At 59.6% G+C, this 19,229-nt stretch carries 20 protein-coding genes; 11 read left to right on the plus strand and 9 right to left on the minus strand.

Annotation, left to right across the window (positions count from 1 at the left end):
* Positions 1 to 115 precede the first annotated feature (115 nt).
* Positions 116 to 1,609, minus strand: a complete 1,494-nt coding sequence (locus PMI01S_RS08165; RefSeq protein WP_084319098.1) for a CoA-acylating methylmalonate-semialdehyde dehydrogenase — start codon at positions 1,607 to 1,609, stop codon at positions 116 to 118.
* 65 nt (positions 1,610 to 1,674) lie between these two features.
* The gene (gene aptA / locus PMI01S_RS08170) at positions 1,675 to 3,024 is read right to left on the minus strand and encodes an omega-aminotransferase AptA (RefSeq protein WP_084319099.1); all 1,350 of its coding nucleotides are present in this window, start codon (positions 3,022 to 3,024) and stop codon (positions 1,675 to 1,677) included.
* A 139-nt stretch (positions 3,025 to 3,163) separates the two neighbouring features.
* Between aptA and PMI01S_RS08175 the strand changes: the two genes are divergently transcribed.
* From PMI01S_RS08175 to PMI01S_RS08185, 3 genes are all read left to right on the plus strand, one after another.
* On the plus strand, positions 3,164 to 4,084 hold the full coding sequence (locus tag PMI01S_RS08175; RefSeq protein ID WP_084319101.1) for a LysR family transcriptional regulator: 921 nt from the start codon (positions 3,164 to 3,166) through the stop codon (positions 4,082 to 4,084).
* 198 nt (positions 4,085 to 4,282) lie between these two features.
* Entirely contained in the window at positions 4,283 to 4,933 is a 651-nt protein-coding gene (locus PMI01S_RS08180; RefSeq protein ID WP_084319103.1) for a TetR/AcrR family transcriptional regulator, read from the plus strand.
* Between the two features lie 7 nt (positions 4,934 to 4,940).
* Entirely contained in the window at positions 4,941 to 5,522 is a 582-nt protein-coding gene (locus PMI01S_RS08185; RefSeq protein WP_084319105.1) for an IMPACT family protein, read from the plus strand.
* Positions 5,523 to 6,053: 531 nt separating this feature from the next.
* Here the strand turns inward: PMI01S_RS08185 and PMI01S_RS08190 are convergent.
* Complete coding sequence (locus tag PMI01S_RS08190; RefSeq protein ID WP_084319107.1) at positions 6,054 to 6,479, minus strand: hypothetical protein; 426 nt, start codon at positions 6,477 to 6,479, stop codon at positions 6,054 to 6,056.
* Positions 6,480 to 6,562: 83 nt separating this feature from the next.
* On the opposite strand from PMI01S_RS08190, the gene PMI01S_RS08195 reads away from it, so the two are divergent.
* The 3 genes from PMI01S_RS08195 (at position 6,563) to PMI01S_RS08205 (ending at position 9,233) form a co-directional block, all read left to right on the plus strand.
* Positions 6,563 to 6,913, plus strand: a complete 351-nt coding sequence (locus PMI01S_RS08195) for a MerR family transcriptional regulator (protein ID WP_084319109.1) — start codon at positions 6,563 to 6,565, stop codon at positions 6,911 to 6,913.
* A gap of 24 nt (positions 6,914 to 6,937) precedes the next feature.
* Positions 6,938 to 7,624 (plus strand): SDR family oxidoreductase, encoded by a 687-nt coding sequence (locus PMI01S_RS08200; protein ID WP_084319111.1) that lies wholly within the window; start codon positions 6,938 to 6,940, stop codon positions 7,622 to 7,624.
* A 250-nt stretch (positions 7,625 to 7,874) separates the two neighbouring features.
* Positions 7,875 to 9,233, plus strand: a complete 1,359-nt coding sequence (locus PMI01S_RS08205; protein WP_084319113.1) for an 8-oxoguanine deaminase — start codon at positions 7,875 to 7,877, stop codon at positions 9,231 to 9,233.
* 155 nt (positions 9,234 to 9,388) lie between these two features.
* Here PMI01S_RS08205 and PMI01S_RS08210 read toward each other — a convergent pair whose 3' ends face one another.
* The gene (locus tag PMI01S_RS08210; RefSeq protein ID WP_084319115.1) at positions 9,389 to 10,477 is read right to left on the minus strand and encodes a calcium:cation antiporter; all 1,089 of its coding nucleotides are present in this window, start codon (positions 10,475 to 10,477) and stop codon (positions 9,389 to 9,391) included.
* Positions 10,478 to 10,669: 192 nt separating this feature from the next.
* Here PMI01S_RS08210 and PMI01S_RS08215 point away from each other — a divergent pair, with 192 nt between their 5' ends.
* Complete coding sequence (locus PMI01S_RS08215) at positions 10,670 to 11,623, plus strand: adenosine deaminase (RefSeq protein ID WP_084319122.1); 954 nt, start codon at positions 10,670 to 10,672, stop codon at positions 11,621 to 11,623.
* A gap of 111 nt (positions 11,624 to 11,734) precedes the next feature.
* Here PMI01S_RS08215 and PMI01S_RS08220 read toward each other — a convergent pair whose 3' ends face one another.
* The 3 genes from PMI01S_RS08220 to vimR all read right to left on the minus strand — a co-directional run bounded on the left by PMI01S_RS08220 (position 11,735) and on the right by vimR (position 15,221).
* On the minus strand, positions 11,735 to 13,117 hold the full coding sequence (locus tag PMI01S_RS08220; RefSeq protein WP_084319123.1) for an MFS transporter: 1,383 nt from the start codon (positions 13,115 to 13,117) through the stop codon (positions 11,735 to 11,737).
* 125 nt (positions 13,118 to 13,242) lie between these two features.
* Positions 13,243 to 13,977 carry an ArsR/SmtB family transcription factor gene (locus PMI01S_RS08225; RefSeq protein ID WP_084319125.1) on the minus strand — a complete coding sequence of 245 codons (735 nt, stop codon included), beginning with the start codon at positions 13,975 to 13,977 and terminating at the stop codon, positions 13,243 to 13,245.
* A gap of 314 nt (positions 13,978 to 14,291) precedes the next feature.
* A complete protein-coding gene (gene vimR, locus PMI01S_RS08230) occupies positions 14,292 to 15,221 on the minus strand; it encodes a transcription regulator VimR (RefSeq protein ID WP_084319126.1) in 930 nt (309 codons plus the stop codon).
* Between the two features lie 118 nt (positions 15,222 to 15,339).
* On the opposite strand from vimR, the gene PMI01S_RS08235 reads away from it, so the two are divergent.
* The 3 genes from PMI01S_RS08235 to PMI01S_RS31645 all read left to right on the plus strand — a co-directional run bounded on the left by PMI01S_RS08235 (position 15,340) and on the right by PMI01S_RS31645 (position 16,981).
* Positions 15,340 to 15,633: a putative quinol monooxygenase gene (locus tag PMI01S_RS08235; protein WP_084319128.1), complete on the plus strand. Its 294-nt coding sequence runs from the start codon at positions 15,340 to 15,342 to the stop codon at positions 15,631 to 15,633.
* A gap of 32 nt (positions 15,634 to 15,665) precedes the next feature.
* The gene (locus tag PMI01S_RS08240; protein ID WP_084319130.1) at positions 15,666 to 16,679 is read left to right on the plus strand and encodes a zinc-binding alcohol dehydrogenase family protein; all 1,014 of its coding nucleotides are present in this window, start codon (positions 15,666 to 15,668) and stop codon (positions 16,677 to 16,679) included.
* A gap of 131 nt (positions 16,680 to 16,810) precedes the next feature.
* Entirely contained in the window at positions 16,811 to 16,981 is a 171-nt protein-coding gene (locus tag PMI01S_RS31645; protein ID WP_167362912.1) for a hypothetical protein, read from the plus strand.
* 8 nt (positions 16,982 to 16,989) lie between these two features.
* Here the strand turns inward: PMI01S_RS31645 and PMI01S_RS08245 are convergent, their stop codons facing one another.
* Positions 16,990 to 18,186, minus strand: a complete 1,197-nt coding sequence (locus PMI01S_RS08245; RefSeq protein WP_084319132.1) for a multidrug effflux MFS transporter — start codon at positions 18,184 to 18,186, stop codon at positions 16,990 to 16,992.
* Positions 18,187 to 18,405: 219 nt separating this feature from the next.
* Complete coding sequence (locus PMI01S_RS08250) at positions 18,406 to 18,603, minus strand: heavy-metal-associated domain-containing protein (RefSeq protein ID WP_084319134.1); 198 nt, start codon at positions 18,601 to 18,603, stop codon at positions 18,406 to 18,408.
* Positions 18,604 to 18,750: 147 nt separating this feature from the next.
* Between PMI01S_RS08250 and PMI01S_RS08255 the strand changes: the two genes are divergently transcribed.
* Positions 18,751 to 19,134, plus strand: a complete 384-nt coding sequence (locus tag PMI01S_RS08255) for a hypothetical protein (RefSeq protein WP_084319136.1) — start codon at positions 18,751 to 18,753, stop codon at positions 19,132 to 19,134.
* The last annotated feature ends 95 nt before the right edge of the window (positions 19,135 to 19,229 follow it).

The raw sequence follows: 19,229 nt of genomic DNA on the forward strand, positions 1-19,229 counted from the left end.
ATAGACTTCCAGAATCTGCCGTCAACCCTTAATTTCACATTTCTGTCATACGGGTCAAAAAAGCCCATAAACGCGAAGGCCGAGCCCCAAGGGGCTCGGCCTTCTTCCCTTCTACTTACAAGCTAGGGAACGCAAACTGCGACGCTTCATGGCTCGCACGCTGCGGCCAGCGCTGGGTAATTGCCTTGCGACGGGTGTAGAAGCGTACGCCATCCGGGCCATACGCATGCAGATCGCCAAACAGCGAACGCTTCCAGCCACCGAAACTGTGATAAGCCACCGGGACCGGCAACGGCACGTTGACGCCGACCATGCCGACTTCGATCTCATCGCAGAACAACCGCGCCGCTTCCCCATCACGGGTAAAGATGCAGGTGCCGTTGCCATACTCGTGATCATTGATCAGTTGCATCGCCTCTTCCAGGCTGTTCACCCGGACAACGCACAACACTGGCCCGAAGATCTCTTCTTTATAGATGCGCATTTCCGGGGTGACGTTATCGAACAGGCAGCCGCCCAGGAAGAAACCTTCTTCATGACCGGCCACGCTCAGACCACGACCATCCACCACCAAGGTTGCACCCGATGCAACGCCGTCTTCTACATAGCCACTGACTTTGTCACGAGCCTGACCGGTGACCAATGGCCCCATGTCCAAGCCACAAGTGGTACCTGCGCCAATCTTCAGCGCCTTGATCTGCGGAGTCAGCTTGGACACCAACGCATCTGCCACTTGATCACCGACGCACACGGCCACCGAGATCGCCATGCAACGCTCACCACAAGAACCGTAAGCCGCGCCCATCAGTGCGCTGACAGCGTTATCCAGATCTGCATCCGGCATCAGCACCGCATGGTTCTTCGCGCCGCCCAGTGCCTGAACGCGTTTGCCACGCTTGGTGCCTTCGGCATAGATGTATTCGGCAATCGGCGTCGAGCCAACGAAACTCAATGCTTTGACTTCCGGCGCTTCGATCAACGCGTCCACTGCAGCCTTGTCACCATGAACAACGTTCAGCACGCCTTTCGGCAGACCGGCCTCCAGCAACAACTGAGCAATCAGCAGCGTCGAGCTTGGATCACGCTCGGACGGTTTGAGGATGAAGCAGTTGCCGCAGACGATCGCCAGCGGATACATCCACAACGGCACCATCGCCGGGAAGTTGAACGGAGTAATACCGGCAACTACACCCAACGGCTGGAAGTCCGACCAGGCATCAATATTCGGGCCGACGTTACGGCTGTATTCACCCTTGAGGATTTCCGGCGCTGCGCACGCGAACTCGACGTTCTCGATACCACGCTTCAGTTCACCGGCAGCGTCTTCCAGAGTCTTGCCGTGCTCTTCGCTGATCAGTTGGGCGATACGTGCCTCGTTCTGTTCCAGCAGTTGCTTGAAGCGAAACATCACCTGCGCACGTTTGGCCGCAGGCGTGTTGCGCCAGGCAGGGAACGCAGCCTTGGCCGAATCGATGGCTTTCTGAATGGTTTCGCGGCTGGCCAACGGCAGCTTGTGGATCGCCTGGCCGGTGGACGGGTTGAATACGTCGGCGGTGCGACCATCTTCGGTCACCAGTTCGCCGTTGATCAAATGCGGGATAAGACTCATGCGGGGCTCCTGAAAAGTTGTCCACAGGCGCCCGTTATCGGACGCCTCTATATAGAAGGGAAAAATCAGTCGATTTTGTTCAGCACTTCGCCGACCGCGTCGAACAGACGATCAAGGTCTTGCGGCTTGCTGTTGAAAGTTGGGCCGAACTGCAGGGTGTCACCGCCGAAGCGTACGTAGAATCCGGCTTTCCACAACGCCATGCCCGCTTCGAACGGACGCACGATGGCGTCGCCGTCACGCGCGGCAATCTGGATCGCGCCGGCCAGACCGTAGTTACGAATGTCGATGATGTTTTTCGAGCCCTTCAGGCCGTGCAGCGCACTTTCGAAATGCGGCGCGACTTCGGCCACGCTCTGCACCAGGTTTTCCTTTTGCAGCAGGTCGAGGGCTGCCAGGCCAGCGGCGCAAGCCACCGGGTGCGCGGAGTAGGTGTAACCGTGCGGGAATTCCACGGCGTATTCAGGCGTCGCCTGGTTCATGAAGGTCTGGTAGATCTCGGAGCTGGCAATCACCGCGCCCATCGGGATCGCGCCGTTGGTGACTTGCTTGGCGATGCACATCAGGTCCGGTGTCACGCCGAAGCTGTCGGCGCCGAACATCGAGCCGGTACGGCCGAAACCGGTGATCACTTCGTCGAACACCAGCAGGATATTGTGCTGATCGCAGATCTCGCGCAGACGCTTGAGGTAACCCTCAGGCGGAACCAGCACGCCAGCGGAACCAGCCATTGGCTCGACGAATACAGCAGCGATGTTCGACGCGTCATGCAGTTCGATCAACTTGAGCAACTCCTCCGCCAGGGCGATACCGCCCTCCTTCGGCATGCCTCGCGAGTAAGCATTGCTCGCCAGCAAAGTGTGCGGCAGGTGATCGACGTCCATCATCGCCTGACCGAAGATCTTGCGGTTACCGTTCACACCGCCAAGGCTGGTGCCGGCAATGTTCACACCGTGGTAGCCACGGGCACGACCGATCATTTTGGTCTTGGTTGCCTGGCCTTTCAGACGCCAATAAGCGCGAACCATCTTCACTGCGGTATCCGCGCACTCGGAACCCGAATCGGTGAAGAACACGTGATTCAGATTGCCCGGCGTCAGGTCAGTGATTTTCTCGGCCAGTTGGAACGACAACGGGTGACCGTACTGGAAGCCCGGCGAGTAATCGAGGGTGCCCAACTGCTTGGCAACCGCTTCCTGGATTTCCTTGCGAGTGTGCCCGGCGCCGCACGTCCACAGACCGGACAGCGAATCGTAGACCTTGCGGCCCTTGTCGTCCGTCAGCCAGCTGCCTTCAGCCGCCACGATCAGTCGCGGATCGCGCTGGAAATTCCGGTTGGCGGTGTAGGGCATCCAGTGAGCATCGAGCTTGAGCTGGCTGGCCAGAGGAGATTGGGCGTTTTCGGGCAAGTTCATGGGCAAAACCTCGCAAGGCAATAAGCGGCGTGGAGATGAAAAGCGTTCTTGCAGCTAAATTGCCACGGGGATAAAGTCGGTGAAATCCAACTTTTGTAACGTTCAGTCAGGCCGTTACTAAACTTTGAGTAATTAAAGCATGAGCATCCGTCGCCCCGATCCGCTGGCGCAAGTCAGCGACTTTGATATCCGCCTGCTACGTATTTTTCGCAGCGTGGTGGAATGCGGCGGTTTCTCTGCGGCCGAATCGGTACTCGGCATCGGTCGCTCGGCGATCAGCCAGCAGATGAGCGACCTGGAACAGCGCCTCGGTCTGCGCCTGTGCCAACGCGGTCGCGCCGGTTTTTCCCTGACGGAGGAAGGTCGCGAGGTTTACCAGTCGGCATTACAACTATTGAGTGCGCTGGAAAGCTTCCGCACCGAGGTCAACGGTCTGCACCAGCATCTGCGCGGCGAATTGACCATCGGCCTGACCGACAACCTCGTCACTCTGCCCCACATGCGCATCACACATGCCTTGGCGCAATTGAAGGAACGCGGGCCGGACGTGCAGATTCAGATCCGCATGATCGCGCCCAACGAAGTCGAACAAGGTGTACTCGACGGTCGTTTGCATGTCGGTGTGGTGCCGCAGGCGAGTGCGCTGTCGGGGTTGGAATATCAGCCGCTCTACAGCGAACGTTCGCTGCTGTATTGCGCGGTCGGTCATCCCTTGTTCTACGTCGACGACAAACAACTGGACGATGAACGCCTCAACAGTCAGGACGCCATCGCCCCGACCTTCCGCTTGCCCGCCGAAATCCAGGCGCATTACCAGGCCCTCAACTGCACCGCCAGTGCCTCGGACCGCGAAGGCATGGCCTTCCTGATTCTGACCGGCCGGTACATCGGCTATCTGCCGGACCACTACGCCAGTCTCTGGGTGCAACAGGGTCGCTTGCGTGCGCTGAAACCGAAAGCACGATTTTATGACTTGAGCCTTGCATCGGTGACACGCAAGGGACGTCGCCCGCATCTGGTGCTGGAAAGCTTTTTGGAAAGCCTGGCCGCCACTCGCTGAAACCCTGTGGGAGCGGGCTTGCTCGCGAAGGCGGTGTGTCAGTCCACATTTATGTAGCTGACACACCGCCTTCGCGAGCAAGCCCGCTCCCACAGGGTTTTGAGGTGACAGGGGTTTTATTGCTTCAGGACTTGTCTGGAAACGGCGGGTGCGCTATCAACGCACTGGTTGCACCCACCTACCTGTCTGGAAGTGCCTATGACCTTTGAAGTCCCCGCTCACGGCGGCAAACCTGCCAGCCGCATTCGTCAGAAGAACGAAGAGACCATCATCAAAGCTGCTGAAGACGAGTTCGCCCGGCATGGGTTCAAAGGCACGAGCATGAACACCATCGCCCTCAATGCCGGGTTGCCCAAGGCGAACCTGCATTACTACTTCACCAACAAACTGGGGTTGTACGTGGCGGTGCTGAGCAACATCCTTCAGTTGTGGGACAGCACCTTCAACACCCTGACCGCCGAGGATGATCCGGCCGAAGCGCTGACGCGCTACATCCGCGCCAAGATGGAATTCTCCCGCCGCCAACCGCAAGCCTCGCGGATCTTCGCGATGGAAGTGATCAGCGGCGGCGAATGCCTGACCGAGTATTTCAATCAGGACTACCGCGTCTGGTTCCAGGGCCGGGCGGCGGTATTCCAGGCGTGGATCGACGCCGGTAAAATGGACCCGGTCGACCCGGTCAACCTGATCTTCCTGCTGTGGGGCAGCACCCAGCATTACGCCGATTTCGCCACGCAAATTTGCCGGGTCAGCGGCCGTACCAAATTGACCAAGCAAGACATGGAAGATGCCGGCAACAACCTGATCCGCATTATTCTCAAAGGCTGCGGCCTGACCCCAAGTACTTAAGACACCTATGCCTTTTACCCTCAGCGGCTTTTGCGAATACCGCGAAGAGATTCGCAAAAGCCGTTTCATCACCCTCGCCGCGCCGATCAGCAGCCCTGCTGAAGCCCAGGCGTTTATCGAACAGCACAGTGATTTGAATGCCACGCACAACTGCTGGGCATGGAAACTCGGCGCTCAATACCGCAGCACCGATGATGGCGAGCCGGGCGGCACGGCTGGCCGACCGATTCTGGCGGCAATCGACGCACAGGATTGCGATCAGGTCGTCGTGCTGGTGATCCGCTGGTATGGCGGCATTCAACTCGGCACCGGTGGCCTCGCCCGGGCGTATGGCGGCGGTGCCAACAAGTGCCTGCAAGCGGCGCTGAAAATTGAGCTGATCAGTCGAGTGCCGGTGAGTTGCGCCTGCGGTTTTGCTGAACTGACGCTGGTGAAGCTTCGGGTGGCAGAACTCGGCGGACTGGTTGTAGAAGAAACGTTCACGGCCAACGGTGTAGAGCTGCAATTGGCGATGGGCAAAGCGCAGATCGACACCCTGCAAACCCAGCTCGCGGATTTGAGCCGCGGGCGCATTCTGTTGCAGCGTTAGAAGATCAAAAAGATCGCAGCCTTCGGCAACTCCTACAGTGTGATCGCGATTTTCGTAGGAGCTGCCGAAGGCTGCGATCTTTTGGGGCATGAGCATTTCCAAGCCACCTTACACTTGCCCACATCTACTGTGCACCCGGCTGTGGATAACCTGAGCACATACCGCTGTAACCCTTCTGTCATGCGGCTTTGCGGGCATTGTTCACTTTTCGCCCAATTTGTCACAACAAAGATCAAATCCACGTAAAAACAAACAGTTAGCGTGGTTTATCACCTTTAGAAGAAAGCCGCACAGTGCTTATGCCCGAGCTTTGAGCTTGCGCACAAATACTGTGGAGCAATCTGTGGATAACCCGTTCATGGCTGTCGCGGCCCCATGTCCGGCATGGCTTGCAATGGGTTGCTCGTTTTTTGACCAAACCTTGATGAGCAAAAGCGGAGCCTGATCAACGGCTTCGCCCTCAAGTGGTGCCTGACTGGAAATCTAAAGGTGGCGAGGCGGCATCCTGAACGCCTTGGTCGCCACGGGTTTTCAAATTGCCTGTCTCAATGGCCAGCGACTTGTTTTATCCACAGGCAGCACCTGGACCACACCCCACGCCAACTCAAAGAACAAAAAAATCACCAGCAGCGAACTGGCGCCCTGCAACAAGGCATAGAGCTGCCAAGCCGAAAACAGAAATCGGCCCACCGCGTCATACCGACCAAACACTTGCTGCGGATCTCGAATCCGCAGCACGGCCCAAATGCACACGATCGAGCCCAACAGGTTCGCCATCAGCATGTGCATGGGCTCGAACGCCGGCAATTCTCCGGGCAGGTCGAACGCCCGGCTAACACTCGTCAAAACACCGTGCAACGCCGCAAATGTCCACGGCGTGACAAACGCTGCCGTCACGATCAAGTCATACCAGGCGCTGCCAAGCACCACCCGGCGATATTGCGTTGAAGTCCACATCGGCATTGCTCCATAAATTCAGGGAGCAACAAGGCTAAAGCCTGGAGTATGCTCCAGGGTCAAGCCCCCCTCGAGACGTCAGGATGCGTATCGGTGAATTAGCCCAGGCCAGCGCCGTCAGCCGTGACACGCTGCGCTTCTACGAACAACGCGGACTGATCACCGCGCAACGCAGCGCCAACGGTTACCGCGACTATCCGCCAGACGTGGTGCAACTGGTGCTGTACATCAAGACCGCTCAACGGCTGGGTTTCACCCTGGGCGAAATCGGCAACAGCGTTGCCACGTTGTGGCAGTCGCCCGACCCGGACTGCGCCGTCACGCAACTGCTGCAAGACAAACTCAAACTGATCGAAACCCGAATGGATGAACTCGGCGCGCTGCGACACGAGTTGCAACAACGACTCGGGCAACGTTGCCCCTTAACTCCGTGATCCTCATTTATCAAGGAAGCACTCATGTCCAAGGCAAAAACCGCACTCGTCATCGGCGCCTCCCGGGGCCTGGGCCTCGGCCTGGTGAAAACCCTGCTGGCCGACGGCTGGCAAGTCACCGCCACCGTGCGCAACCCGCAGAATGCCGACGCCTTGCAGGCATTGGGCAAGGTGCGGATCGAAAAGCTCGACATGGATGATCAGCAGGCAGTCATCGCATTGAGTCAGCAACTCAAGGGTGAAGTGTTTGATCTGTTGTTCGTGAACGCCGGGGTCAAGGGTCCGGAAGTACAGACACCGGGCGGCGCGACGTTGGCTGAAGTGGGTCAGTTGTTTTTCACCAATGCGGTGGCACCGATCAACCTGGCACAACGTTTTGTCGGGCAAATCCGCCCGGACAGCGGCGTGCTGGCGTTCATGAGTTCGGTGCTCGGCAGCGTGACCATGCCGGACGCGCCAGAGCTGGCGTTGTACAAGGCGAGCAAGGCGGCGCTGAACTCCATGACCAACAGTTTCGTGACGCAATTGGGCGAGCAGAAACTGACCGTGCTGTCGCTGCATCCGGGTTGGGTGAAAACCGACATGGGCGGCGAAGGCGCTGATATCGATGTGGAAACCAGTACGCGTGGACTGGTGGATCAGGTGGATGCGTATGCCGGCAAGGGCGGGCATCACTTTGTGAATTACAAGGGCGAGACCATTCCCTGGTAACACCGCAATCCTGTGTAGGAGCCGGCTTGCGGGCGATGCAGACACCTCGGTCTGTCAGTGATACTGATGAGATGCTATCGCCAGTAAGCCGGCTCCTACAGGTTAGTCGTCGTCCGGTCGGGAGGGGCTTGCCCGCAACGTGGTTTTGTTTGAAACTCCGCACCTCGTCCCCCGCGGCGACCCTGGATCAGCAGACAGGGTAATCACTGAGCTGGCTAACCTGAACCCACTTTCAGAGGAGCCGGCCAACATGCCTGCGACCCGTACCTGGTTAAAAAATCCCCTCGCGATCTTCACTGCCAATGGCCTCGATGCCCGCGGCGGTCTGGTTGTGCAAGACGGTCTGATCGTCGAAGTGCTTGCCGCCGGCCAGCAACCTTCTTCGCCTTGCGGGCAAGTATTCGATGCCCGCGAGCATGTGATCCTGCCGGGGCTGATCAACACTCATCACCACTTTTATCAAACACTGACCCGCGCCTGGGCGCCGGTGGTCAATCAGCCGTTGTTCCCGTGGTTGAAAACCCTGTACCCGGTCTGGGCACGACTCACGCCTGAGAAACTCGCCCTCGCCACGAAAGTCGCGCTGGCTGAGTTGCTGCTGTCTGGTTGCACCACCGCCGCCGATCACCATTACCTGTTCCCGCAAGGCCTGGAAAATGCGATCGACGTGCAAGTCGAGAGCGTCCGCGAACTGGGCATGCGCGCCATGCTCACGCGTGGTTCCATGAGCCTCGGCGAAAAGGACGGCGGCCTGCCTCCGCAGCAGACTGTGCAGGAGGGCGAAGTGATTCTCGACGACAGTCAGCGCCTGATCGCCGAATACCACGAACGCGGCGATGGCGCGCAAATCCAGATCGCTCTCGCGCCGTGCTCACCGTTTTCGGTGACCCCGGAAATCATGTCGGCCAGTGCCGAGCTGGCAAACAAGCTCGATGTGCGCCTGCACACCCATCTGGCCGAAACCCTCGACGAAGAAGACTTCTGCCTACAGCGCTTCGGCCTGCGTACTGTGGATTACCTGGACAGCGTCGGCTGGCTCGGCCCGCGCACCTGGCTCGCGCATGGCATCCACTTCAACCCGGACGAAATCGCCCGCCTCGGCGCGGCGGGCACCGGCATTTGCCATTGCCCGAGCTCGAACATGCGCCTGGCCTCCGGCATTTGCCCGACACTGGACCTGACCGCTGCCGGCGCGTTGCTGGGCCTGGGCGTGGACGGTTCGGCGTCCAACGATGCGTCGAACATGATGCTCGAAACCCGCCAGGCGCTTTACATTCAGCGGCTGCGTTATGGCGCCGAGAAAATCACCCCGGAACGGGTACTGGGTTGGGCGACCAAGGGCTCGGCGAGTTTGCTCGGGCGTACCGATATTGGTGAACTGACGGTGGGCAAGCAGGCGGATCTGGCGTTGTTCAAACTGGATGAGCTGCGCTTCTCGGGAAGTCATGATCCGGTGTCGGCGTTGCTGTTGTGCGGCGCGGACCGCGCGGATCGGGTGATGGTGGGTGGCAAGTGGCGAGTGATTGACGGGCAGGTTGAGGGGCTGGATCTCAAAGGTTTGATCGCCGATCACAGCCAGGCGGCTCGGCAGCTCATCGCAGGCACCTGATACAACTCAGACCCAATGTGGGAGCGGGCTTGCTCGCGAAAACGGTATGTCATTCAGCATTAATGTCGACTGAAAAACCGCTTTCGCGAGCAAGTCGAATCGTCGCACCGCCGCTCCCACATGTGATTCGTTTCCACAGTGGTTTTGTGGTGGGGTTACAGACCGAGCAGCGACAACATGATGAACGTCGCAAACAGTACAAAGTGGGTCATGCCTTCAATAGCATTGGTTTCGCCATCGTTGAGGTTGATCGCGCTGACGATCAGGGTGAGGAAGATCATTACAGTCTGCACCGGCGTCATCGCCATCTGAAACGGTTGACCGGTGTAAAGCGCCACCGCCTCCATCACCGGCACCGTCAAGATGACTGTCGACAATGAGGCGCCCATGGCGATGTTGACCACTGACTGCATGCGGTTGGCCAGCGCCGCGCGCAGCGCCGTCAGAATCTCCGGTGCCGCGGAAATCGCCGCCACCAGAATCGCCGTGATCACCGGCGGTGCGCCTGTCCCTTCCAGGCCCAGGTCGAGGGTCTTGGACATCACCTCCGCCAATGCACCGATCACCACTACACCAAACACCAAGGTACCGATACTCAACGCGAGATTGACCGGCTCCGGTGCTTCCTCCGGGGCTTTCTTGCGGCGTTTTTCCGGGTAGCTGTAGCTGAAAAAATAGCTGTGCGGCCCGACCTGCATGCGCAGAAACAAAGTGTAGAGCATGACCATCGCACCAATGGTGAACGCGGAATACATCTTCCAGTTCGCCTCGGGAATAAACTCCGGCACCACCATGGAAACGCCCATGGCGGTGAGGATCATCACGCTGTAGCTGCGTGCCGAGTCATCGTTGTAGGACTGTTCGCCGTGTTTGATCCCGCCCATCAACGCCGCGAGGCCGAGGATGCCGTTGATGTCGAGCATGACGGCCGAGTAAATCGTGTCGCGCACCAGTGTCGGTGAAGCTTCGTTGCTCATCATGATCGCCAGGATCACCACTTCCACCAGCACGGCCGCCAGGGTCAGGATCATCGTGCCGTACGGGTCGCCGACTTTTTCCGCCAGCAGTTCGGCGTGATGGGCGACGCGCATGGACGCGACGACGATGAAGGCGATCAGCACGAGGCCGGCGGTCAGGGCTATAGGCTGGCCGCTGTGCAGCATCCAGTGTTCCATCGGGTAAGCGATGAAGGCGGCGATCAGGGCCAGCAGCAGAAACTGTTCTTGCTTGAGGAATGTGAGCATTGCGGGCCTTTTTGCCGAATGGAGCTGAGTCAGCGTGATGAGATACTGACTGCGGAGCCGTGCTAACGTTTCGTTACACCTTAGCCCACCAATGGATGGCAGCCGATCGATGAACCTCTTGGTCAGGTTTTACCAATTGTTGCAGCGAGCATCTGTAGAATGCCGTCATTGCACCTGATGAGATTTCAACAAATGTACGATTGGCTGAATGCCCTGCCCAAGGCAGAACTGCACCTGCACCTCGAGGGTTCGCTGGAGCCCGAGCTGCTGTTCGCTCTGGCCGAACGCAACAAGATCGCCCTGCCGTGGAGCGATGTCGAAACCCTACGCAAGGCGTACGCCTTCAACAACCTGCAAGAGTTTCTCGACCTGTATTACCGGGGCGCCGATGTGCTGCGCACCTCCCAGGATTTCTACGACCTGACCTGGGCCTACCTGTTGCGCTGCAAGGCGCAGAACGTGATCCACACCGAACCGTTCTTCGACCCGCAGACCCACACCGACCGTGGCATCCCGTTCGAAGTGGTGCTTAACGGCATCGCCGCCGCGCTGAAGGACGGCGAGCAGCAACTGGGCATCACCAGCGGTCTGATCCTGAGTTTCCTGCGGCACTTGAGCGAAGACGAAGCGCAGAAGACCCTCGACCAGGCGCTGCCATTCCGCGACGCGTTTGTGGCCGTCGGCCTGGACAGTTCGGAAATGGGTCACCCGCCAAGCAAGTTCCAGCGGGTGTTTGATCGTGCCCGTCACGAAGGTTTCCTGACCGTCGCTCACGCCGGTGAAGAAGGCCCGCCGGAATACATCTGGGAAGCCATCGACCTGCTGAAAATCCAGCGTATCGACCATGGCGTGCGCGCCATCGAAGACGAGCGCCTGATGCAGCGGATCATTGACGAGCAGATCCCGTTGACGGTGTGCCCGTTGTCCAACACCAAGCTTTGCGTGTTCGATCACATGTCACAGCACAACATTCTCGACATGCTTGAGCGCGGCGTGAAAGTCACGGTGAACTCGGATGATCCGGCGTACTTCGGTGGGTATGTGACCGAAAACTTCCATGCGCTGTACACCGATCTGGGCATGACCCAGGATCAGGCCAAGCGCTTGGCGCAAAACAGCCTGGATGCCAGGTTGGTAAAACCGTAAGAACACCGAAGATCAACGGTAGGAGCTGGCTTGCCAGCGATGGTCTGTCAGCCAAATTGATGTCGACTGACACACCTTCGCTGGCAAGCCAGCTCCCACAGGGTTCTGTGTTTAGGCGACGGGCGCGGCTTCAGTCAACTCCTCCAGTGTTTTACCCCGCGTCTCCATCCCGAACACCCACACCACCCCCGCCGCGATCGCAAAACACATCGCCCCCAGCGCGAACACGCCGCCCTGCCCGGTCATCGGGAACACCAGCCCGGTCACCAATGGCCCGAGCAACGAACCCACCCGGCCAATCGCCGACGCAAAACCGGATCCCGTGGCCCGCGCCGACGTCGGGTACAACTCAGGCGTGTAGGTGTAAAGCACCGCCCACATGCCGAACAGGAAAAACTGCATCAACAGCCCCGACGTAATCAGCAAGCCGACATTGCCGCCAAACACCGCACTCTGACCGTAAAGAAACGCCATCACCCCGCCGCCGAGCAATGTCACCACGCACACCGGTTTACGGCCCCAGCGCTCCACCAGCCAAGCGGCCATGAGGAAACCGGGAATCCCGCCGAGGGAAATCAGCACGGTGTAATACACCGACTGGGTCACGGCGAAACCCGACTGCTGCAGCAGCGCGCTGAGCCACGACGTCAACCCGTAGAAACCCAGCAAGGCAAAGAACCAGACGCTCCAGATCATCATCGTGCGCTGGCGATACAGAGGCGACCAGATCTGCTGCAACGCCGAAAAGAAGTTGCCCGGTGTACTTTCCACACGCGGCAAGCGGATCGGCTCGGGCAAATCCGCACGACCCAGCGATGTCCGGACCCGCGCTTCGATTCCCAGCAAGACCTTGTCCGCCGCCTCATCATGCCCAGCCTGTTCCAGCCAGCGCGGTGACTCGGGAATGAAAAAGCGAATCGCCAGGACAAATACCGCCGGCACCGCCAACACCAGGAAAATGTCCCGCCAGCCAATCACCGGCAACAGGAAATACGACAGTACCCCGGCGGCGACAAACCCCAAGGGCCAGAAACCGTCCATCAACGCGATGTAACGCCCTCGCCTTTTCGCCGGAATCAATTCCGAAAGCATCGACTGGGCGATGGGAAACTCCATGCCCATGCCGATTCCCAGGAGAATGCGGAAGAGCGTCAGCGTCTCGACATTCTGCGCCGTGGAGCACAGGTAACTGGCGATGCCCCACAACACAATGCTCCACTGGAACACCGGTTTGCGGCCGAAGCGGTCCGCCAGCATGCCGGACAGTGACGCGCCCACGACCATGCCGAAGAAACTCGAACTGGCGAGCAACCCGGCCTGCGCCGTACTGAGGCCGAACTCGGTTTTGATCGAGCCGAGCAGGAAAGTCATCATCGCCAGATCCATGGAGTCGAAGAAAAACGCCAGGGCGATGATGATGAAAATGATCCGGTGATAACCGCTGATGGGCAGCCGTTCCAATCGTTCTGCCGCGCTGAAGCCTCGTGTTTCCATGCCACATCCCCCGTTCGAAAGTCCCTGATCGAGTGTGCGCGATGGCAGCCGAGGGTTATTGCTGGATGCGACCTGCCCGCAGCCCTGAACGACGCCCGAAACCCCGGACGTCGATTCCGATGCGTCTACAACGCCATTTCCAGCTCGGTCTCCTTGGCGAACCGATGGATTTCACGCTGCCCCGTCTCGGTGACATGCAAGGCTCGCGAATCGTTCGGCAAGCTCAGCCAGCCGGATTGCATGAACAACTGCAGCAACGCCGCGCCCAGTGAACCGCCCATGTGCGGACGTCTTTCGCTCCAGTCAGGACAGGCACAGGCGGCTCGACTGGTGGTCTGCGCCAGCGCCTGGACGAAAACGCCGCGTGTCGCCAGTTGCGTGGCGCCCTTGTGCGTGATCGATACCCGATGATCGAACTGTTCGATCCAGCCTGCATCCAGCAAGCGCTGGTACAGATCGGCGGCCAGCGTGCCGCCTAAATGATCGTCGCAGAGCCGGGCGCGCAACAAGGACGAAGGCGCGGCCTGACGTTTGGGGATGGCGGGGGGGCGGCTGAAAGTATCGGGAATGTCCCGAGGTGTGCTGGCGATCGTCGCACTGGCGAGCGCTTCTATCGCGGCTCCGATTTCGGGGGCGGCCAGCCGGAAGAATCGCTTGCGGCCGCGGGTTTCGACTTTCAACAGACCTCCGGCGGACAAACGCCCCAGGTGTGCACTGGCCGAAGACGGCGACAGGCGGGCCAGCAATGCCAGCTCTTCGGTCTGCCGCGCAGCGCCGTCCATCAAGGCCCACATCATTGCGCTGCGCTTTGGGTCAGCCAGCAACGTGGCGATCTGGCTGATGCAAGGTGCATGTTCCATGTATTCACTCCCTGTTGAATCGTTTCGTCTACTGCTCGGAGACATCTTGACCAGTAATGTGTCGTCGGCCAAGACGTGGAAACCGCCATAAACCGGGCAAAGTCATCCACACACAAGCCATTGCTTCGAGGACATTGCAAAGGCCCTGGATTAAAGGTGGAGCCTGACCGACTCGAACGCGGACTCGCCGTGGCGAGAGCGACGGTGCGTACATGAGGCGGGCGCTAGTATAAGCGCGTTGATCGTCGGTTCCTGCCCCCCGGAAACCATTGGTGGTGATTGATCCTGAGGGAAATTTCGCTATTTGCCTGCGACTAATGATCGACACCCGCCAACGCGGGAAATTGACTGCCTATACGAGTACATCGGCTGGCAAGCATTTCCCGCAAAAGGTTCACCGGCTTACTCAATTGTGCGCGATGGGCGCACAGCAAATTCAGCGGTGCGCGCTCACAGAGCAGCTCCGGCATCAGCACTTTCAGGCGACCGGCCAACACATCGGCGGCGACATCGATCCAGGATTTGTAGGCGATGCCGGCGCCCGCCACGGCCCACAAACGCACCACATCGGCATCGTCACTGAAGCGATCACCGCTGACGGTCAGGCTGACTTCGCGTTTGCCGTCGTGAAAACTCCAGTGGTCGTGAACCCGGCTGCCGAGCATGAACAGCAGGCAATTGTGCTGTGCCAGTTGCTCCAGTTGTCGTGGCTCGCCATGCCGGGCCAGGTAGCTCGGGGAAGCGCACAATACGCGGCGGTTGTGCGGGGCGATGGGCAGCGCCACCAGGCTCGAGTCTTCCGGCTCACCGTAGCGCAGGGCAATGTCAACCGGTTGGCGGAACAGGTCGGCGATGCGGTCGCCCAACAACAGCCGCACCGTGAGTTTCGGGTGTTCGCGCTGGAACTCGTCCAGCCACGGCAGCAGCAGGTTGCGACCGAAATCCGAAGGTGCCGACAGCTGCAACACCCCGCTGACCTGGTCCTGACCGCTGGCCAACAAACGACGGCCCTCGTCGAGGTTGCTCAGCGCGGCCCGGGCATACTCGAGAAATCCTTCGCCCTCGGCGGTCAGGCGCAGGCTGCGCGTGGAACGGGCGAGCAACCGGGCGCCGAGTTGCTGTTCGATGCGCTTCAACGCCGCACTGGCCACCGCCGCCGACATGTCCATGCCCCGCGCCGCCGCTGACAGGCTGCCCAGGTCCGCCGCCCGGACGAACAACTGCAAGTCATCGAAACGCAGCATCTTCAGCCTCTATTATCAAAAAAACATTGAAAGAGACTGCTCTTTTAGCGGGTTTTATCTTGCAGAGAAATAGCTAATCATTTGTCGCATCGAAAACAAACCGCTCCTGGAGCCGACCATGTCCCAGCCCTTCACCGCCATTGCCACCCTGATCGCCAAAGCCGGCCAACAGGACGCGCTCGAACAACACCTGCGTGCACTGCTGGAACCGACCCGCGCCGAAGCCGGTTGCGGTCAATACGACCTGCATCAGGACCTCGCCAATCCGCTGGCCTTCTACATGATTGAACACTGGAGCAGCGACGAAGCCCTGCAAGCCCATGACGCCAGCGCGCACATCCAGAACTTTCGCGCCAAGGCCGGCGACTTTCTCGAACACTTCGAGCTCAAGCGCCTGCGCTCCGTGGCTTGATCCCTTCCTCTATTACTGTTCCGGAATCGCTCATGAAAGCCATTGCCTACTACGCCTCGCTGCCCATCAGCGACGAAAAATCCCTGCAAGACATCGAACTGCCGGAACCGGTCGCCGGCCCGCGTGACCTGCTGGTGGAAGTCAAAGCCATCTCGGTCAACCCGGTGGACACCAAGGTCCGCCAGAACGTCCAGCCCGAAGGCGGCTTGGCAAAAGTGCTGGGCTGGGACGTGGCCGGCGTGGTCAAGGCCGTCGGCAGTGAAGTGACGTTGTTCAAGGCCGGCGACAAAGTGTTCTATGCCGGCTCGATTGCCCGTGCCGGCGGCAACAGCGAACTGCACGTGGTGGACGAGCGGATCGTCGGCCATATGCCGAAAACCCTCGGTTTCGCCGAAGCGGCCGCGCTGCCTCTGACCGCCATCACCGCGTGGGAATTGCTTTTCGAACGCCTGCAAGTGCGCGAAGGCAACGCGGATGAAGGCCAGAGCCTGCTGATCGTCGGGGCTGCCGGCGGTGTCGGTTCGATCCTGACGCAACTGGCGAGTCAACTCACCGGTTTGAAAGTCATCGGCACCGCGTCCCGTGTGCAAACCCAGAGCTGGGTGCGTGAGTTGGGCGCCGACCTGGTGATCGACCACAGCCAGTCGCTCAGCGAAGAACTGAAACGCGCAGGCGTTGCGCAGGTGACCCACGTCGCCAGCCTGACCCAGACCGACCAGCATTTCGATCAATTGGTCGAGGCCCTGGCGCCACAAGGCAAACTCGCGCTGATCGATGATCCGAAAGCGCTGGACGTGACCAAGCTCAAACGCAAGAGCCTGTCCCTGCACTGGGAGTTCATGTACACCCGCTCGCTGTTCGAAACGGCGGACATGATCGAGCAGCACAAACTGCTCAACCGCGTGGCCGGGCTGATCGATGCCGGGACACTCAAAACCACGGTGGGCGAGCACTTCGGGACCATCAACGCGGCGAATCTGCGACGTGCGCATGAGCTGCTGGAGAGCGGCAAGTCCAAGGGCAAGATTGTGCTCGAGGGCTTCTGAAACAGATTGATACAAGTGTCGTCTGCATGGACGACACCGTCAGTCCGAAGGTTGACCGTTGTCATAATTGCGATCGTATTCAGGTCTACAATCCGCTCTGCGATGCAATCTTTTAACCGAGGAGGTCAGCAATGAAGATCCTGATAAAAGAATTGGCAAAATCCCAGTGGCAGGTCCGCCTGGACCAACACGCGGTGACGTTCCGTAGCGAAGCTGAAGCGCGTGCGTTCACCCGAACCCTCGAAGCACGATTGCACGCCCCTCATCAGATTCCCGTCCCGCAGCAACGCGCTGCCGGCTGAGACCTTCCTCACACCTGGGCTTGCGCCAACGCCCGGGCATTTTGCAAACGCCGGGTGAGCATCGCCACGCTCACCACCAGAATTGCGCACAGGCTGATGACCATGGCCATCGGCACAGCGCTGCCGTCGTACAAAATACCCACCAGCGACGCAGCCCCGGCGGCGACGCTGAATTGCAGGCACCCGAGCATCGCTGACGCACTCCCGGCGCGGGCGCCCTGCCCGTTCATGGCACAGGCCGACGCGTTGGGGAGGATGCAACCGAGGCTGGCGATGCAGATGAACAGCGGAACCAGCAGCGGCCACAATTGCTCGGTGTGCAGCGAACTGACGACCAGCAGCGTCAGGCCCGCCGCCAGGTAAATCCACACCGTACGCGCCAGCAAAAATGCGGGGCCACGCTTGGCCAGCAGCCGAGCGTTGATCTGTGCAACCAGAATGAAACCCGCCGCATTGGTGCCGAACAACCAGCCGAAATGCTCGGCCGGTATGCCGTAGAGTTTGATGAAGACGAAAGGCGAACCGGCGATGTAGGCAAACATCCCGGCGATGGCGATGCCACCGGTCAGGGCGTGGCCGAGGTACACCGGGTCTGACAGCAGGCGACCGTACTGACGCAGCGCGCCTGACAGCGGTTGACGTGGCACATGCGCAGGCATGCTTTCCGGCAAGCCTAGCGCCACGGCCAGTGCCGCCAAGGCACTGAAACCGCTCAGCACCAGGAAGATCGACTGCCAGCCCGTGGTATTGACCAGCAACCCGCCGAGCATCGGCGCGAGAATCGGCGCCAGGCCCATGACCAGCATCAGTTGGGAAAAGACTTTGGCCGAACCCACCGCGTCGCATTTGTCGCTGACGATCGCACGGGAAATCACCATCCCCGCGCAGCCGCCCAGCGCCTGGACAAAACGCGCGCCGAGCAGCCATTCAAGGTTCGGCGCATAGGCGCACGCCAAGGAAGCGGCGGTGAACAGACCGACGCCCGTCAACAATGGAATGCGCCGGCCAAACCGATCCGCCACGGGCCCGTACATAAGCTGACCAATGGACAAACCCAGGAAATACGCGGCCAGTGTCAGCTGAACGTGTTGTTCATCGGTGCCGAACGCCAGCGCCATGGCCGGGAACGCCGGCAGATAAAAGTCGATTGCAAGCGGCCCAAAAGCGGTCAGGGCGCCAAGTATCAAAATGGTACGCAAGTTCATCAGGCATCCAGGACTGAGGTCGGCAGCTCCACAGTCTAGCTGCGTGGGGGCGCCTTGAACATTCCGATAGCTCGCTAACTATTAAATACCTCAGGATGAATGCAATACCAATGTGGGAGCGGGCTTGCTCGCGAATGCGGTGTGTCATTCAACATCACTGCTGAATGACCCACCGCATTCGCGAGCAAGCCCGCTCCCACAGGGGATTTGCGTGTAGCTTCAGGCGACTTTCACTTCGTAGCCTTCTTCAGTGATCGCTGCGATCACTTCATCCGCAGTCAACGTACTCTCGACGCCGACTTCCTTTGCCGCCAGATCAATCCGCACGCTGGCCGCGGGATCCTTCGCTTGCAGCGCTTGAGTGATGGCTTTGACGCAGTGACCGCAGGACATGCCTTGAACGTTGAACACTTGCATGGAATGACTCCTTTAGTGAGATTGCGAGCAGTCTCGAGCTTGCCACCATGGCAAGGTCAAGTTCTGAAGTGATCTGCCGGGCTGGCAATCGGCGTCGCGCTCGGCCAAGCTGCGTGCATCTATGACTCGATCTCAGGAGATTCAGCCATGCGCTGGTCAGCTCTCAGCCTGTTTGGCTTCCTCACCCTTTTCGCCGCCGTGCCCTCGGTCAATGCTGCCGGGGAGGATTACGGCGTGCTGATCATTTCCCGCGAGCGCCTGGAAGTCTCGACCAACTGCGAAATCGGCGTGTACATCCAGGATCAACTCTCGGCGCGGCTGTTTCAGGAACAAAGCACCTCGTTCAACCTGCCGCCGGGCAATGTTTCCCTGCGCCTGAAACTGCTGCCGGGCCAGGCGCCGGGTTGCAACCCGGGAATGTTGGCGCCGGGGTCGCAGAACATCACGCTCAAGGCCGGGGATGTGTTGAAGTTCCGGATTGCGATGACGCAGGAAGGGATGTATCTGAAGCCTACTGACCTCGGTTATTGAGTCGCCAGCGCCCTTTTGCAGGAGCAAGCTTGCTCCTGCAAAAGCGCAGTGTTGATCTGAATCATGGCGCTTGACCTTGCCAACATGGCAAGGTT

The organism is Pseudomonas migulae NBRC 103157 (assembly GCF_002091715.1).
Classification (GTDB): Bacteria; Pseudomonadota; Gammaproteobacteria; order Pseudomonadales; family Pseudomonadaceae; genus Aquipseudomonas; species Aquipseudomonas migulae_A.